This is a genomic window from Bombella dulcis (genome assembly GCF_026385505.1).
GTDB lineage: Bacteria > Pseudomonadota > Alphaproteobacteria > Acetobacterales > Acetobacteraceae > Bombella > Bombella dulcis.
This window is the reverse complement of sequence record NZ_JANIDV010000003.1, coordinates 81,277-97,479: the sequence shown is the minus strand read 5'-3', so window position 1 is coordinate 97,479 and position 16,203 is coordinate 81,277. Positions and strand designations below refer to the sequence as shown.

Genomic DNA, 16,203 nt, shown 5'->3' with positions numbered 1-16,203 from the left:
CCTACCCGGAACGTTCCTGAAGCGCACGATATACCGGCTCCACCAGCCCCCGTTGGACTCCCAGCGGGGCCGCCGCATCCCGCTCCCAGCAGCGGCTGCCACGGTCAGCCCACCGGCCCGCCTGAAACACGAAACCATGACGGTTCCCCGTATCCAGATAGCTTTCCGTCAGGGCACCATCCACCTCAACGATGGCATGAGGCTCGACTTCAAAAATGCCAGTAATCATATTCAGCATGGCTCCGGTCGTAGAAAATGGACGACCCGTTGACCAGCATCCGGACCGGAATGAAATGCCCGTCCAGCAGAAGACAGTGCTCGGACGTCACCAGCATGTCCCGGCAGGGCACATTGTCCGCCAGCGCATTCTGGCGGATGCATACAGGCCAGCCAGCCTCATCATCCGGCAGTTCAGGCTGGACGGTGACATGCCCCTGCCCGACCCATGTCACCTGCCGAAGCCCCCGTGATTGGCCATCCACCGTAAAAACAGGCACTGAATCCCCCACTGCCAGCGTCTCCACCGGTACGGCCCCCGTATCCGTCCGGACCAGACTGCCGGGCAGATAACAGGTTATGACACCGCCCCGCCCGTCATCATGGCCATTGTTTCTGGTGAAATTGTACCCATAACCCGTGATGTTCCCCCAGAAGTCCTTCTGCGGCTTTCCATTGGCCCGCAGATTGAACGGGTCACCCTTGAGCGTCGTCGTCCGCCCGATGCTCACGATCCCCAGAGCATCCACCCCGTCACCAATGGTCGTCCGGTTGGTGGTCAGATCATAGACAGCCCCGACAAACTGCGTATTCGGAAAGTCCATGACAAAATTGGGAGGAATCCTGGTCGTTGCCCGGCCCTGTTCGTCCACAAAATTGACGGGTACATCAAGCCGCACGCCAAAACCCTGTGGCTCTATCCGCAGCTCCCCGGCATTCGGCCCCACCGTGATGGACGACACTGCGGACGCACTCAGCAGGCTGGACCGGATGACAAGCCGACCGCCATCCAGGGTCAGCGCATTCCCCAGCCCCAGATTGACCAGCCCGCCGCCGACATAAACCGTTGCCCCACCCTTTACGGTAATGGAACAGTCTCCCCGCAGCTGCCCTATGAAAGAAGATAGATCCACCTGCACAGGGTCACCCGCTGGCGTGCCCTGTGTCCGGGTCACCACGATGGATGAAAGCCCGCCAACATCCAGAAGGCTGGGCAATGGGCCACTACCGTAGATAGTGGCTGTGCCGGCTTCCACCCTGATTAATGCTATGGCCATGTATATATCCCGTCAGCCATTATGAAAACGGGACATGGCTTAGGTCATTTTGGTTAAGGCAAATTTAATACGGATTTTTACAAAGGAATTTTCTGATAGAAAATAGGTGTATGTGAAATAGATATTCCTATTATTGTCATAATTGTCTTTATTTTGACATCATTGATCTAATAAAGACGCATTTTTCCGCCAGAAAAATGGCCCTGTTCCTCACGAAAGGACTGCTCTCCCATGCGAAACAGGGCCTGTCACCCATCATCAGAACCAGCTGCGGATACCAAAGGTGAACCGGGCTTCACTCGCTCTCTCACCCCGTTTCCGGACCATGTGCCGCCCCTGTGTCAGGGGTGAATCATATGTCACGGCGACATAAGGAGCCATCTTGCGCCAGATTTCGTAGCGCAGCCGCAACCCGGTATCGATGTCCGCCAGCCCCGACCCGATCTGCCGCCTCGGATCGGCCCGACTGTAAAGGTTCAGCTCCACCTGAGGCTGAAGGATCAGCCTGTTGGTCAGCAAAATGTCGTAAGACCCTTCAAACCGTGCCGCCACGCCACGGTCACTGAAATAGCCCGTTGCCTGTACCTCAAACTGGTACAGGGCCAGACCTTCCACACCGACAGCACCCCAGGCACGGGTCCGGCGGCTGTCCAGATCCAGCCGGACACCCCCCTGAAAATTGAAGTATGTGGAGATCGCCCGACTGTAGAGCAGTTCCTGGTCCCCATCATGAACCCTGCCCTTTGTCATGGTGCCCTCACTTTTCAGCCAGAGACGGTTGTAATCCCCACCATACCAGGCCTCGCCATCCCAGCGGAGCGACGACTTGCCGCCTGCCTGATACCGGCCTTCAAATTCGTCCAGCACACCATGAAACCAGCGGCCCATGTCCATAGCGTGCATATGATGGCCAATATCCACCACGGGAGCAGGTGCATCCACAGCCTTGTGGACGATGCGGGGCTTTTTCGTCCCCGATGACGGCTTTCCGGAAGGCCTTACTTTCGGCGCAGCCGGGTGGGGCCGGGTCATGCCCGGCATGTCCATGCCTTCCATATCTGAATCTGACATGACCATGTCGCCCATATCCAACATGGTCATTCCACTCATGCCATGACTGGTTTTCCCTTCATCAGATGTGGAACGGGCCATGTCCATCCCGTCCATGGCCTGCACCGGCGCGGCAAGAAGGCACACCAGCAGAACCGGAAACAGCGTATCTCCTGTTTTCATGAGATCACCACCTCCCGGAACATGCCCGTCTGCATGTGATACATGAGATGGCAGTGATAAGCCCACACGCCCGGTGCATCCGCCGTCACCAGCACACTCATGCGGGAACCGGGCTGCGAAATGACCGTATGTTTCAGGGGCCGATGCTGGTCATCAGCCCCATTCTCCAGCTCGCTCCACAGGCCGTGCAGATGAAGGGGATGTTCCATCATCGTATCATTGATGACCGTGAAACGGACCCGCTCACCACGGACCAGATGGATTGGCCCGGACTCGGAATATTTCCGGCCATTGAAGCCCCATATGTACCGCTCCATATTCCCCGTAAGATGCAGGATGATCTCCCGTGAAGGCGGACGCTGATCCGGTGGAGGCCGCAGGGCCACGAGGTCACTATACGCCAGAACACGGCGGCCTGTGTCTTCCAGACCATCGCCCGGGCTGCTGACACGGTCCACCGGGCTGGCCGCCACATTCTGATTCTCCACATTCAGGGGAGGCGGGCCGGGATCATCAATTTCATCGGCTGGCGCGCGTTTTATGACGGGAGGCATCACCATGCCTTTCATGGGCCTCATGCCTGCTTTCATGGACATGGCCATGCCCATATCCACCATGCCCCGCACGGGCCGGGGATCCATCGGCGGAACATCGCCCAGCAGACCATATCGTGGCATCAGCGTACCCCGGGCATAGCCGGTGCGGTCCTCGCTCTGGGCAAAAATCGTGTAAGGCTGCGCCTTCTGCGGTGTCACCATCACGACATAGGTCTCACCCGGACCAATGCGGAACTCATCAACCGGCACGGGCACGACAGGATTCCCGTCCGCCTCTACCACCTGCATCTCCAGCCCTGGTACACGCACGTCAAACAGTGTCATGGCTGCCGCATTGATGACACGCAGACAGACCCGTTCTCCCGGACGGAACAGTCCGCTCCAGCCCCGGGCAGGGGCCTCACCATTCATGAGATAGGTATAAAGCACGCCACTGACATCGGAGATATCCGTGGCACTCATCCTCATGTGGGACCATTGCAGACGGCTCTTCAGGGCCGCCCCCAGACCACCGGCCCTGCGGCTTTCTTCCGGCAGGGACGCAAGACTGCGCTGGCGGAAATTGTAATAGTCATCCTGCATCTTGAGATTGTCGACAATCTGCTCTGCCGACACGTCAGACCAGTCCGACAGCAGAATCGTATGGTCCTGACCAGCCTCCGGCAGCAGAGACGGACCAGCAGGCTCGATGATCAGGGCACCATAGAGACCGGCTGATTCCTGATGCCCCATATGGCTGTGATACCAGTATGTTCCGCTCTGAAGGACCGGGAAAGAATAGGTGAACTGCCCCCCGGCCGGAATCCCGGCAAAACTCAGTCCCGGTACGCCATCCTGGTCACTCGGCAGGCGGATGCCGTGCCAGTGCAGGGATGTCGGTTCATCCATATGATTATGGACATGAATGCGGACCTCCCGCCCTTCCTGCCAGCGCAGGACCGGGCCGGGCATCTGGCCGTTGACGCAGTACCCCTCACCTCTGCGCCCTGCAACATGGACCTTCCGGCGGGTTATGTGCAGCTCCATCTCCAGAGGCGGGAGAGATTCGACTGTGGTGGAGACGGCCCGGCCTGATCCCGGCAGGGCCATGACGGAGCCTGCCGCCCCCAGACCCGTCAGGAACTGGCGGCGCAGCATGAAATGACGTGACATGAAAATGTCCCTGAAAGACGTGACATGGAATGCTACCTCATCAGAGGCAGCAGAAAGACAGGTCAGACAGGCAGGGTGGCCGGTGGCCGCCAGGGCTGGACTGTGGAGGAGCGCAGGAAGAGCCGGACCTCATGAAAAAGGAATGCTTTCTGCCAGAGCTGTACCGACTCCAGCTTCTGGCCTTCCGGTGGCAGACCGGCCTGACAGACCGCATGATGGCTCTGGCAGCAGGGTGCCATGTCATTTTCCATGTTCGCCCGGGCCGGAGACATCTCTTCCGCCATCATGCCCATGCCCGCCATCAGCAGCTCATCATGGGACCGGTTTTCATACATATGAACGTACCGGACTGAAGAAAATGCATCCATCCCGCTGACAGGGGCAGCACGCATGACAAGAGGCGGCAGCTGCATCATCAGACACAGCATCACCCCCACCATCATGCGCAAGAACCGCCGGACAGACATGAGACGTCTTTTCTCCTCCCAGAACGGATACCAGATTAAGAAGGTTCTCCCTCTTTGGGAAGACAGCTCCTTACCATTCCCCTACCATGAAACGAGGTTTTTTCATGAGCGAGACCCTTAATCACAGAACGCCACTACTCCCGCAGACAATTCTTATCATCTGACCGCAAGAAAACAAGCTGCATGTCGCCCTCTATGACCCCCGTGCCCATTATCACCAGGTGAAATGGAAACTCATCGGAATGGAATGACCTCACGGGCATATCAGACACGCCACCTTCCTCTCATTCTGCACTGGCCCTGCCCTGGCAAACAGGGCAGAATGAGGGGCCATGCAGCCCAAGCCTGATTCCACCCTCACGTCGGTCTCCACACCCATCACGCCCGCAAGCGTGAAAAGCCAGCCCTGCGCACAGCAGAGAGCCAGACGGGCACGGTTCGTTCATGGCAGCATCATGCGCCATGTCATCACCATGGCCGGGACGGGTGCCATCGGGCTTATGGCCGTCTTCTTCGTGGACCTGCTCAATTTCTTCTATATTTCCCATCTGCATGACCCCACCCTGACGGCAGCCATCGCCTTCGCCACCTCACTGGGGTTTGTGCAGGTGGCCGTCTCGCTCGGCATGTCCATCGGGCTGGGGGCCAGTACCGGGCGGCTGATCGGTGCCTGCCGCCATTTCCGTGCCAGACGGCAGGCCTCGGCCTTTCTGGTCCTCATGCTTGCCGTCACCAGCCTGCTGGGGCTGGTCACCGCCTTTCTGGCCCGCCCCCTCCTTGCCCTGCTTGGTGCCCACGGTGCTGCGCTGGATCATGCCACGCACTTCCTCTACATCACCTCGCCGGCCCTGCCTCTGGTCTGCCTCGGCATGGCTCTTTCCTCTCTCCTGCGGGCCGTGGGTGATGCCCGAAGGGCCATGAGAGTGACCCTGACGGGAGCAGCCTGCACGATCATCGTGGACCCCATCCTGATCTTCGGGCTGCATCTGGGGCTGGAAGGAGCCGCCATCAGCACCGTGCTGTCACGCTGCGTCATCTCCCTCAGCGGGTTCCTCAATCTCCGGGGGCATGACATGCTGGAACGCCCCCGCCTGAACATGATCCCCAATGCCAGCCGGGCCATCGGCTCCATCGCCCTGCCCGCCATCGGCACCAACATGGCCACGCCCATCGGCAATCTCATCGTCACCCATGCCATGTCCCGCTTCGGGCTGGAGGCTGTCTCCGGTCAGGCCGTGGTGGACCGCATGGTGCCTGTGGCCTTTGCCTTCGTCTTCGCCCTGACAGGCTCGGTCGGCCCCATCATGGCGCAGAATCTCGGGGCACGGCAGCCACATCGGGTAAAGGAAACATTCCTCTCCGCCCTCAAGCTCACGGCCCTCTGTGTCGGGCTGGACTGGCTGATCTTCGCCCTTGGTGAGCCGCTGATCCTCCAGATATTCCATGTCCAGGGGGTGGGAGTGGAACTGGTCCGGCTCTTCTGCCACTGGGCGGTGGCCAGCTACATGTTTGTCGGGCTGCTCTTTGTCTCCAACACGGCCTTCAACAATCTGGGCCACCCGCTCTATTCCACCGCCTTCAACTGGGGACGGGCAACGCTGGGGACCATCCCCTTCATCGCCATTGGCGTCCATTATGGCCCCAGAGGGGTCATGATCAGTCAGGCTCTAGGGGTCACGCTCATCGGCTCTCTGGCCCTTGTGGCCGCCCTCACCGTCATTCACCGCCTCAGCCAGACCCTTCCCCATCAGAAAGGCAGGATGCGCTAGGCATTCCTCCGGCCGGTAAACACATCCCGATAGAAAGCCAGCTCCCGGGCAAGGGAATCCGCAATCACGTCTGCATCCCGGAAACCATGCCCTTCCCCCGGATAGACATGCAGGGACGATGCCGGGAGCTGCTTCTGTAACGCCTGCCCCTGAGAGAGCGGCACGACACGGTCGGCATCACCATGCAGGAACAGTACGGGGGCCGTGATCTTCTCCGGCCATGAGAGTGGCGAGCGAGCGAGATAGACCGCCTCTTCCTCCGGCCACGGAGCGACAAGGCCATCCAGATAACGGGCCTCGAAGCGGTGCGTTTCCTCAGCCAGCCCCCGCAGGTCCGTCACGCCATAAAGGGATGTTCCCGCCACGAACAGATCGGACTGCGCCAGAGCGGAGAGGACCGTCAGCCCCCCGGCACTGCTGCCACGGATGACGCAGCGTTGCGGGTCCACCAGCCCTTTTTCAATCACACCCTGAACGGCCCGACAGCAGTCCTGAACATCCAGCACGCCCCAGCGTCCATCCAGTGCCTCCCGGTACGCCCGGCCGAAGCCGGTAGAGCCACGGTAATTGACATCCAGCACGGCAAAGCCCCGTGATGTCCACCACTGGACCTTGAAAGACAGGTCCGTCCGGGCCTGTCCGGTCGGACCACCATGAACGATCACGACAAGCGGTGGTTTCCCCATCACTGCCTCACAATGCGGCCCCTGTGCCGGACGGTAGAACTGGGCACAAAGCGGCCCCGGCCCGTCTTCCACGGGAAAAGACAGTGTTTCCGGCAGGGCGATGTCCGCCGCAACGACCTCTGGTGGCAGCTCCCATGCCCGATGGACGATTTCCCGCTCCTGCGCTGCCCCATCCAGCGTACCGATCATCAGGGCAGGGGGCGCATCGGGCGGGCTGTTCAGCCACGCAAACCGCTCCCCATCGCCCAGCGGTACGGGGACATCATCCGGCACGGCACCGGCCAGCACATTCCTCCAGCCGGATTCCGGCTCATGAAGCAGGGTCACAGGCACGCCATGCCGCACGGCACGGGCCAGAAGCCACCCGCCTGACAGGGCCGCACAGCAGGACTGCCCGAACACCCAGGCAGGCAGCCCCACCTCGGCCGGAGCCGGGGGCAGAGAACAGTCCCTCCATGTCACAGTCCCAGAATCCGCCGCTTTCCCAGGCTCGAAGGCAACGGGCGTCCAGTGCCGGTCATAACCGGAAAGGGCATCAGCCGGGGCAGCGTCAGACAGCGCATAAAGCCGCTGCCCGTCCCAGAATGGTCCCATCACGCTACAGCCCTGCCCCATTCCCCCAGCGAGGCAGAGCGTCTCGCCGGAACCGGACAGGTCCATCACGTGAAGGCCTGTTTCCGTCCACGGCATGTGAGGATTCTGCCACGCGATGAAGGCCAGAAACCGGCCATCAGGCGAGAGACGGGGAGACATGTAGAAATCCGCCCCGCTCTGGAGAGAACGGATAGTGCCCTGTGCATCAATTTCCACAAGGTCTGCCCGCTCTTCACCGGTGGCTGTTTCCACCTCCCGCACACAGACGAGCCGTCCGTCACGCAAAGAAAGGTCGGCATAGCGGTATGTCACACCCTCCGGCCCGGTGGCAGGACAGAGCGGCTGTGCCTCACGACCATTGAAACTGCGCCAGAGGCCACCTTTTCTGCTGTCACTGAACACCACAAGCATGTCCGGCCCGTGACATTCAGCCGCCCAGGCTCCGCCACCATAGACATGCATGTCCGTCCCCACCTGTGCCTCCGGTGGTGTCAGGTCATGCAGGGTTCCATCAGGCGCACGCCCGACCACGACACACCGCCCCTGCTCATCAGGACGCCGCTCCTGCCAGAGGACCCAGCCCCCCACGGCCCGTATCTCCGCGAAGCTGCGGGTCCGGCGTGTCATCAGCTCCGGCGTGACCCAGGGACGGGAAAGCTGGCCTGAAGAAAGGGCTGACGTCATGATGTCTCTCCTGCAAAAACGCTCTTGCCTTGTTTCAGACTACCCCGGTATTCTGACAGGACAACACACTGAGAGGCCATCACAAACCCGGTTTTTCCTAACTGGACTGGTGCGGCATGATGCCCGTTTCTAAAGGAAGCTCCCCCTGATACAGCATCTCTCCACTTTTCTTGAACATCTGCCCCCACTTTATGCCTATTTGATACTGGGGACCATCATCGTCTTGGAAAGTACAGGAATTCCTCTACCGGCTGAAAGCCTACTAATCCTGGCTTCCCTGTATTCATCCCATGCGCATCATTTTACCCCGGAAGGGCTGGTCATCTCCGCTGTCAGCGGGGCCATCATCGGGGACAATATCGGCTATCTCATCGGCTATCAGCTTGGCTATCGGCTGCTGGAAAAATATGGCCACAAGGTCGGCCTGCATCAGGACCGCCTCACTCTGGGCCGTTACCTCTTCCGCCGTTTTGGCGGAGCCGGGGTCCTGCTTGGCCGTTTCATTGCCTTCCTGCGTATCCTGATCGCCATTCTCGCCGGGGCCTCACGCATGCCGTGGGTCTCTTTCACCATCTATAATGCGCTTGGCGGGCTGCTCTGGGGGGTCTGCTACGTTTTCGTCCCATATGAACTGGGGAGCCAGATTGACAGTTTCACCGGCCCGGTCGGCATAGGGCTGGCTGTCTGCATCGTGACCCTGCTGGTCGGCTCCTTCTTCTTTCTCCGCCATCACGAGCATACGCTCATCAGAAAGGCTGTTGCTGACGAGAAACAGTGGGAAGCCAGAAAGAAGCGGTCACATCACCACTGATCGGGTCTCAGCGTTCATTTCCACTCCGGAAATAACGGACCATGCAGAAGCATGTGGCTTTCTTCGGGGAACATGATTAAATCCTCCCGGATACATCATGACATCCCCTGACCTGCCACGCCCACCCCACGGTGCAACCGTCATCTCCGCCTATATGCCGTTTGTCATCAACACGGCATTCTACTTCTATTTTGCCGTACTCATGTCAATCGTTCACGGGATAGTGCTCGTGCCCTTCGCCGCTGCCTGCGTCAGACGCCTGCATGATACAGGACGGTCGGGATGGTAGCTTCTCCTGTCCCTGACCATCGTGGGCAGTCTGCCGCTCTTCATTTTCTCCTGCCTAAAAAGCCAACCGGAAGACAACAGATACGGCTCCTGCCCATACGCTCACTGAAACATGGGGAGGGCTTTGCCCTCCCTTTATGGCCTCACCACGATCATGATGACGATGAGGACCATCAGGATGGTCGGAACCTCATTGGCAATGCGGTAAAAACGCTCGCTCCGCTGGTTCCGGCCTGCTGCAAAGTCACGACGCCAGACGGCACAGGCTCCGTGAAACATGAACATGCCCAGCAGGCAAAGAAGCTTGACCCACCACCAGACGGAAGACCAGCTCACCACCCCTGGCAGGGATGCCATCAGGGCACCGGTAAAAAAGGTCACGATCATGGCCGGCGCCATGATCTGCTTCTGAAGACGGCGTTCCATCAGGCAGAAACGGGTATTTTCCTCGGAACCGGGCTTTATCTGCGTATGGTAGACAAACAGGCGGGGCAGGTAGAACAGTCCCGCCATCCATGACACGAATGCCATGATGTGCAGTGAAACGAGCCAGTTCAGATGCTTCAGCAGAAACAGTGCCATAATCCAGTTACCCTCCGTACTTTCTGATCCAGCCATCAGAATCAGACATGAACGCCACCTGTGGCCATCTTGCGGCTATCCCTGCCGAAAAGCTGGAGCTAGGGCAGCGTCCAGCAGAAGCATGACCTCATCAAGATGCTCCACCCGGACAAACCCTTCCACGGGCCAGAACGCAGGCATAGGGTGAGAGGCCGGACGCAGCAGGATGCAGGACATGCCCGCCCGGCGGGCGGCATCAGCCCCGGTGTCACTATCCTCGATCACCACCGTTTCCTCCGGCCTGACGCCCTCCATTTCGGCACCACGCAGATAGACAGCCGGGTCCGGCTTGGGCTTTCCCATATCCGCTGCGGAATGGATGCGTTCTTCCGGCAGGAGACGGTCCATTCCGGTACAGCCGAACTTGGCCTCCATTTCCGTCATGGAGGAATTGGAGCCGACACGGACAGGCACATACCGCGCTGCCAGAGCCTCAAGCAGAGCAATGGCCCCCTCCACGGGGGCGACACCTTCCTTCATGAGCCTGACGAGATTATCCCGCATTTTCGTATGCGTACCGGGGGGCAGGGGATGGCCAAGCTCCGCTTCCAGCTCCCTGACCACCTGCGGCAGGGCCTTGCCCGCAAAACGGGCCAGCCCTTCTTCATCGGAGATGTTCACGCCCAGCGACCGAGCAAACTGCGCCGTTGCCCGACAGGACGGGCCTTCACTGTCGATCAGCACGCCATCACAGTCAAAAATGACCAGCTTCAGGCCCTGCCGCACTCCATCTTTCATGATCAGACGTCCCGGATCGTCTCAACCAGCGTGGCCACATGCTCCGGCGGTGTGGTCTTGATGACACCGTGCCCCAGATTGAACACATGCGGCCGCCCCCTGAGACTGTCCCGGATGCGCCGTGTCTCCGCCTTCAGGGCCTCACCGCCATTCAGCAGGATCATCGGGTCAAGATTGCCCTGAAGTGTCACCGTTTCCGGCACCATTTCCGCCACTTTGGCCATGTCCGCCACCGTATCCAGTGCCAGAGCATTGATGCCGGTCTTTTCGGCATATTCCGCCACCATGACACCGCCCAGACGGGGGAAGCCGATCAGCGGCACATCAGGATGACGGGCACAGATATGCGCCACGATCTGCCGTGTCGGCTCGATCACATACCGGCGGAACGCCTCCGGCGGCAGGATGCCCCCCCAGGAATCGAACAGCATGACGGCTTCCGCACCGGCTTCGATCTGCCCGCAAAGCATCTCGGCCGTGTTGCGGGTCAGAATGTCCATCAGCCTGTCGAACAGGGCCGGGTCATTCTGCATCATCGCCCTTATATGGGCGAAATCACGGGAGCTGCCCCCCTCGACCATGTAGCAGGCCACCGTGAAAGGACTGCCTGCAAAGCCGAGAAGGGTCGTCTCATCCGGCAGTTCCACCCGCAGGCGGCGCAGGGCCTCCCGCACGGGGGCCACGGCCTCCATCATCCGGCCTTCATCCAGCCGGGCAAGGTCCGCCTCGCTGCGGATGGGTGTCATCACCGGGCCACGCCCTTCCTCAAAGCGCAGGTCCTGGCCCATCGCCCACGGCAGGATGAGAATATCCGAGAACAGGATCGCTCCATCCATGCCGTAGCGGCGGACGGGCTGTAACGTCAGCTCCACGGCGATGTCGGGTGTCATGCAGCGCGTGATGAAGTCCGCCTGCTCCCGCATGGCCCGGAACTCCGGCAGGTAACGCCCGGCCTGCCGCATCAGCCAGACAGGCGGCGGCCAGACAGCCTCACCCTTCAAGGCCCGCAGAAGCGGTTTGTCTTTCGTTGCCATTCCTGCGGGAGCTGCCCTGTCCTGCTGTGTCATGCCTGTGCCCTGTTCAAAATTCCGGAAAAGGAGAGGGGGGGGGAGGCCCCTCTGCCATGGCCATATCCATCGTATGACATCCATAGGATCATCCTTGCCCCGCAGGGGCCGCGGGCGTCAACTCCGGAATGATCTGCTGTCACGGAACGGAATGATATGATAGCCGCTGTTCAACAGACCGTAAGGAGTGCCCCTCATGCCCGTTCTTGCCAGCGGCTCCGCCATCCGCCGCCAGCTTCTTCATGCCGCTGGTGTCACTGTCACCTGCTGTCCCGTGGATGTGGATGAAGACGCCCTGCGCCAGCGGGCCCACAAGGATGGCCTGTCCTTACGGGAAACGGCCCTGACTCTGGCTCACGCCAAAGCAGAAGCGGCCTCTCCCCGGCACCCCGGACGGCTCATCATCGCGGCGGACCAGATTCTGGAGCTGGAAGGCAGGGCCTTCGCCAAACCGGCCGACCTTACCGAAGCCCGCACCCATCTTCAGGCCCTGCGGGGGAAAACACACGCCCTGCATACGGCCGTGACCTTCTGGAAAGACGGACGGACACTCTGGTCTCATGTCGCCAGCCCGACCCTGACCATGCGGCCTTTCTCAGATGACTTTCTGGCCCAATATCTCCAGACGGAAGGTACGGCCATCCTGTCCTGCGTGGGGTGCTACCGGATTGAAGGGCTGGGCATACAGCTTTTTGACTCCGTTTCCGGCAGCAGCGATACCATTGCAGGGCTGCCCCTGATCCCGCTGCTGGCAGCCCTGCGCCAGCATGATGCGCTGCCCGTCTGACAGAAAAACGGAGGGCAGGGCAATAATTTATGGAAAAAGTTGCATCTTCCCCCTTGCCTTTTCCAGTCATGTAAGGATATATGCTCCCCGCACGGTGCATCCCTGATGCAGTGCAAAAGTGGGGCCATAGCTCAGTTGGGAGAGCGCTTGAATGGCATTCAAGAGGTCGTCGGTTCGATCCCGATTGGCTCCACCAAATTTCCTCTTAAAATCTGTCGTGGCTTACAGTGCTGCCTGAAACGCGGAGCTGACTACGCCGTCATATCATGACACACGTGAAACATCGGCACGTCACGATGATGGACCGGCTCCTGACGAAAGCCGGGGCCTTCTTCCAGCCGGGCTGGTGGAGCTTCACCCTGCGCATCTGGGCGGCCCTCACGCTGTCCCTCATCGTCGCTTTCTGGACACAGATTGATTCGCCCGCCAGTGCCGCCGTAACGGTCATGCTGCTGGCACAGCCATTACGGGGACAGGCCCTCAGCAAGGCCTTCTATCGTGTCGTGGGAACCCTAATCGGCGGTGTCGTCGCTCTCTGTCTCGTCTCCATGTGCGGGCAGGAACGGCAGCTTCTTCTGGGAGGCTGTGCCGTCTGGATGGCCATATGCGCCTATGTCGGCACGTTACGGCGGGGCTTCCGGGCCTATGGGGCGTTACTTTCTGGCTATGTCGTGGCCCTGATCGCCATTGCCCACATTGATTCGCCTCAGGATGCCTTTCACGTCACAGTGGCCCGTGTGTCGACCGTCATGATCGGTGTAGCCTCCATCGCCACGGTGGCCCTTCTTTCCGGCACACCCCATGTCTGGCAGAAACTCGTACGCAGCCTTCAGAAAACCGCTGCCGACGTCCGCCACGAGACCCATCTTGCACTTGATGATGCGACTCCCACCCTCACGTCACTGGAAACCGTCGCCCTCTCCAGCACGGTCTTCTCCCTTGCCAACCAGATTCATGATACCCGCACGGAACTGACAAAAGGCCGCCTGAGGAGCAAAGGGGCGCAGGTCTGCCTGATCGGCATGGTCACGGCCCTGTCCTGCTGCCGCAGCCTGCTGGTCCTCATGCGTCATGCGACCGTCAGCCCTGCCGTCATGGCCCTGACACGCTCGGACATGCACGCCCCCCCGGGAACGGACCGGAAAGCCCTCATGACCGACCTGCTGAAACGTCTTCCACCAGAGGCCCCGAAGCTGAGCCGGGCCGATGCATGGCGGCTGGAGCGCACGGCCAGCCTGATCGCCAGCCGCCACAGCAGCCGCAAAGGCCTCAATACACTCCTGAAGGCCGCCCCCTTGGGCACGGTAAAGGCCATGAGCCAGTTTGCCTTTCACCCGGACAAGGTGGCGGCCTTCATCAATGCCATCAGGGTTCTGCTCTGCTTCAGTGCGGCGGCGGCCCTGTTCATCGGCAGTGGCCTGCCCAGTGCCTCCACGGCTCTCTCCCAGTGCGCCATGCTGCTCTGTCTGGGCATCACGCAGCCTGACAGTGCCTCCTTTGGCCGTGGCATCCTGATCGGCACGCCACTGGGCATCCTGACGGCCGGGATCACCTCCTTTTTCATCCTTCCGCATGTCAGCACCATGCCCGGCATGGCCATCATCATGCTGTTTCAGGTCATGTTCAGCTGCCTGCTCATCATCAATCCAGCCACATCCGCCATCGGATCGCATTACGCCTCTTTTTTCTTCGTCTTTCTGGGGCTGAACAACCACCACGACTACAACTTCATCAGTTTCATGGACCGCAATACCTTCTACCTCTGCGCCGCCGGAATCACGGCCTTCTTTCTCATCCTCTTCCTTCCACCACGCCCACGGCTGACACGTTTCCGCATCACCCTCTCCATCGCCCGGGAGCTGGAACGCCAATTCGCCTTCATGTCACCTCCCTTCACGGCTGCCCTGCTCAGCCGCAAATATGACCGTCTCCACCAGCTCTACACGCTCACTCAGGAGATCAGCCGACAGAAAAAAGGAAAGGCGGCATGGCGCATCTGCGAACGTTTCATCAGTCTGGCCGACCTCACCACCGCCCTGGCCCGGCTGGAGCTGGACCTCAAGGCCGCCTGCCAGTATCCGTCCCTTACCCCCCTGGCCGGAACCCTACAGGCTGACCTGACCCGCATGACGCTCACCTCACTGGAAGACCATCTGCCCCTCATGGCAGAAAAGATGCTCATGCAGGCCCAGACACATGATGATCATGCACATGTCACGGCAGTCCTCTGCGCTGCGGGGCTTGAAGAAGTCCACTTCCTCCTCCGGCAGAACAGGTCTGCTCTCCGCCATTACGGAATAGGACGCAGACGATGGTAAACCATTATCTTGTCATCAATCTGGACGGGCTGTTTGTCTCGTCCTTCATCATTGATCTGGCCCTCGCCCTGCTGGGCACCTTCCTGCTACGGCTTACCCTGCAGAAAATGCGGCTGTGGCGTTTCTTTGCCAACCCGCCGCTGGCACAGTTCGCCATCATGATCTGCCTACTCGGCCTGTTCACCATTCTGCTATAAGGCTGCCAGTGTTTACACGTGCCTACCGCCTCATCCGTTTTTCCGTCACGGCCTCCGTCCTCTGCGTGGCCGGATTCGTGGCCGTCGTACTCTGGGACTACTACACCGCCGCCCCGTGGACCCGTAACGGGCAGGTCCGTGTGCAGGTAGCCAACATTGCACCCCGTGTCTCCGGGCAGATTGTCTCCGTGCCGGTACATGACAACCAGCAGGTCCATAAAGGGGATGCACTCTATGTCATTGACCCGTTCGATTATCAGGTCACCCTTGAAAAAGCCGATGCGGACGTGAACAAGGCGAAGGCCGACCTTGACTTCCGCCTCAATCAGGCCCGCTGGCGTCACGCCATTCCGGGAGCCGCCGTCTCGCAGGAGGAAAAGACGCAGTATGAGGCTCTGGCCCAGCAGGCCCGTGCCATCTACAGCACGGCCCTGGCCCAGCGCAGGCAGGCACAGATCAATCTGGACCGCACGACCGTCCGCAGTTCCATAGATGGCATCGTCACCAACCTGACCATGAGACCGGGAGACTATGCCTCGGCAGGGCAGGTGAACATCCATGTCATCGACACGAATTCATTCTGGGTAGACGGGTATTTTGAGGAAGTGAAGGTCCATGACCTCAGTGTGGGCGATCCCGTCCGCATGGACCTGATGGGCTATCACACGCCCCTTTACGGGCATGTTCACAGCATCACCCGTGGCATCGCCAGCAGGAATGCCCTGACGAATACTCTTGGCCTGCCGATGGTGGACCCTGTCTATACATGGGTGCGGCTGGCCCAGCGTATTCCCGTCCGCATCAGCCTTGATGCCGTTCCGGCAGACCTCAACCTCGCCGCCGGCATGACCGTGACCGTCACGGTCATATCCGAGAAGGGCAACAGACGGCGGCGCAGCAACGAGGATGCCTTCCAGCATCTGAGCGACGATCTCCGCCACCTCTTCGGCTACAAATGAA

Annotated in this window: 16 protein-coding genes and 1 tRNA gene; 8 read left to right on the top strand and 9 right to left on the bottom strand. The window is 60.2% G+C overall.

Annotation, left to right across the window (positions count from 1 at the left end; genetic code table 11):
• Nucleotide 1: 1 nt before the first annotated feature.
• From NQF87_RS05670 to NQF87_RS05650, 5 genes are all read right to left on the bottom strand, one after another.
• Nucleotides 2–229: a hypothetical protein gene (locus NQF87_RS05670; protein WP_266127453.1), complete on the bottom strand. Its 228-nt coding sequence runs from the start codon at nucleotides 227–229 to the stop codon at nucleotides 2–4.
• Nucleotides 210–1,274, bottom strand: coding sequence for a Hint domain-containing protein (locus NQF87_RS05665; protein ID WP_266127452.1), 1,065 nt, complete (start codon nucleotides 1,272–1,274; stop codon nucleotides 210–212). The genes NQF87_RS05670 and NQF87_RS05665 overlap by 20 nt, the downstream gene beginning before the upstream one ends.
• Nucleotides 1,275–1,532: 258 nt before the next feature.
• Nucleotides 1,533–2,507 carry a copper resistance protein B gene (locus NQF87_RS05660; RefSeq protein WP_323670714.1) on the bottom strand — a complete coding sequence of 325 codons (975 nt, stop codon included), beginning with the start codon at nucleotides 2,505–2,507 and terminating at the stop codon, nucleotides 1,533–1,535.
• A complete protein-coding gene (locus tag NQF87_RS05655; RefSeq protein WP_323670713.1) occupies nucleotides 2,504–4,216 on the bottom strand; it encodes a copper resistance system multicopper oxidase in 1,713 nt (570 codons plus the stop codon). Before NQF87_RS05655 ends, NQF87_RS05660 begins: the two co-directional genes overlap by 4 nt.
• A gap of 62 nt (nucleotides 4,217–4,278) precedes the next feature.
• On the bottom strand, nucleotides 4,279–4,683 hold the full coding sequence (locus tag NQF87_RS05650; RefSeq protein ID WP_266127451.1) for a hypothetical protein: 405 nt from the start codon (nucleotides 4,681–4,683) through the stop codon (nucleotides 4,279–4,281).
• Nucleotides 4,684–5,015: 332 nt separating this feature from the next.
• Here NQF87_RS05650 and NQF87_RS05645 point away from each other — a divergent pair, with 332 nt between their 5' ends.
• The gene (locus NQF87_RS05645) at nucleotides 5,016–6,452 is read left to right on the top strand and encodes an MATE family efflux transporter (RefSeq protein ID WP_266127450.1); all 1,437 of its coding nucleotides are present in this window, start codon (nucleotides 5,016–5,018) and stop codon (nucleotides 6,450–6,452) included.
• Here NQF87_RS05645 and NQF87_RS05640 read toward each other — a convergent pair.
• A complete protein-coding gene (locus NQF87_RS05640; RefSeq protein ID WP_266127449.1) occupies nucleotides 6,449–8,416 on the bottom strand; it encodes a S9 family peptidase in 1,968 nt (655 codons plus the stop codon). The genes NQF87_RS05645 and NQF87_RS05640 overlap by 4 nt on opposite strands.
• Before the next feature lie 223 nt (nucleotides 8,417–8,639).
• Here NQF87_RS05640 and NQF87_RS05635 point away from each other — a divergent pair, with 223 nt between their 5' ends.
• Nucleotides 8,640–9,227, top strand: coding sequence for a DedA family protein (locus NQF87_RS05635; protein ID WP_266127448.1), 588 nt, complete (start codon nucleotides 8,640–8,642; stop codon nucleotides 9,225–9,227).
• A 97-nt stretch (nucleotides 9,228–9,324) separates the two neighbouring features.
• Nucleotides 9,325–9,516 (top strand): DUF805 domain-containing protein, encoded by a 192-nt coding sequence (locus NQF87_RS05630; RefSeq protein WP_266127447.1) that lies wholly within the window; start codon nucleotides 9,325–9,327, stop codon nucleotides 9,514–9,516.
• 134 nt (nucleotides 9,517–9,650) lie between these two features.
• Here NQF87_RS05630 and hemJ read toward each other — a convergent pair whose 3' ends face one another.
• The 3 genes from hemJ to hemE form a co-directional block, all read right to left on the bottom strand.
• On the bottom strand, nucleotides 9,651–10,097 hold the full coding sequence (hemJ, locus tag NQF87_RS05625; protein WP_266127446.1) for a protoporphyrinogen oxidase HemJ: 447 nt from the start codon (nucleotides 10,095–10,097) through the stop codon (nucleotides 9,651–9,653).
• A gap of 75 nt (nucleotides 10,098–10,172) precedes the next feature.
• Nucleotides 10,173–10,874: an HAD family hydrolase gene (locus NQF87_RS05620; RefSeq protein WP_266127445.1), complete on the bottom strand. Its 702-nt coding sequence runs from the start codon at nucleotides 10,872–10,874 to the stop codon at nucleotides 10,173–10,175.
• 2 nt (nucleotides 10,875–10,876) lie between these two features.
• The gene (hemE, locus tag NQF87_RS05615) at nucleotides 10,877–11,908 is read right to left on the bottom strand and encodes a uroporphyrinogen decarboxylase (protein ID WP_266127591.1); all 1,032 of its coding nucleotides are present in this window, start codon (nucleotides 11,906–11,908) and stop codon (nucleotides 10,877–10,879) included.
• 229 nt (nucleotides 11,909–12,137) lie between these two features.
• On the opposite strand from hemE, the gene NQF87_RS05610 reads away from it, so the two are divergent.
• The 5 genes from NQF87_RS05610 to NQF87_RS05590 all read left to right on the top strand — a co-directional run bounded on the left by NQF87_RS05610 (nucleotide 12,138) and on the right by NQF87_RS05590 (nucleotide 16,202).
• Entirely contained in the window at nucleotides 12,138–12,728 is a 591-nt protein-coding gene (locus NQF87_RS05610) for a Maf family protein (protein ID WP_266127444.1), read from the top strand.
• 120 nt (nucleotides 12,729–12,848) lie between these two features.
• A tRNA-Ala gene (locus tag NQF87_RS05605) sits at nucleotides 12,849–12,924 on the top strand.
• 70 nt (nucleotides 12,925–12,994) lie between these two features.
• The gene (locus NQF87_RS05600) at nucleotides 12,995–15,046 is read left to right on the top strand and encodes an FUSC family protein (protein ID WP_266127443.1); all 2,052 of its coding nucleotides are present in this window, start codon (nucleotides 12,995–12,997) and stop codon (nucleotides 15,044–15,046) included.
• Nucleotides 15,040–15,243: a DUF1656 domain-containing protein gene (locus NQF87_RS05595; protein WP_266127442.1), complete on the top strand. Its 204-nt coding sequence runs from the start codon at nucleotides 15,040–15,042 to the stop codon at nucleotides 15,241–15,243. The genes NQF87_RS05600 and NQF87_RS05595 overlap by 7 nt, the downstream gene beginning before the upstream one ends.
• Nucleotides 15,244–15,251: 8 nt before the next feature.
• Nucleotides 15,252–16,202 (top strand): efflux RND transporter periplasmic adaptor subunit, encoded by a 951-nt coding sequence (locus NQF87_RS05590; RefSeq protein WP_266127441.1) that lies wholly within the window; start codon nucleotides 15,252–15,254, stop codon nucleotides 16,200–16,202.
• Nucleotide 16,203: the final 1 nt, after the last annotated feature.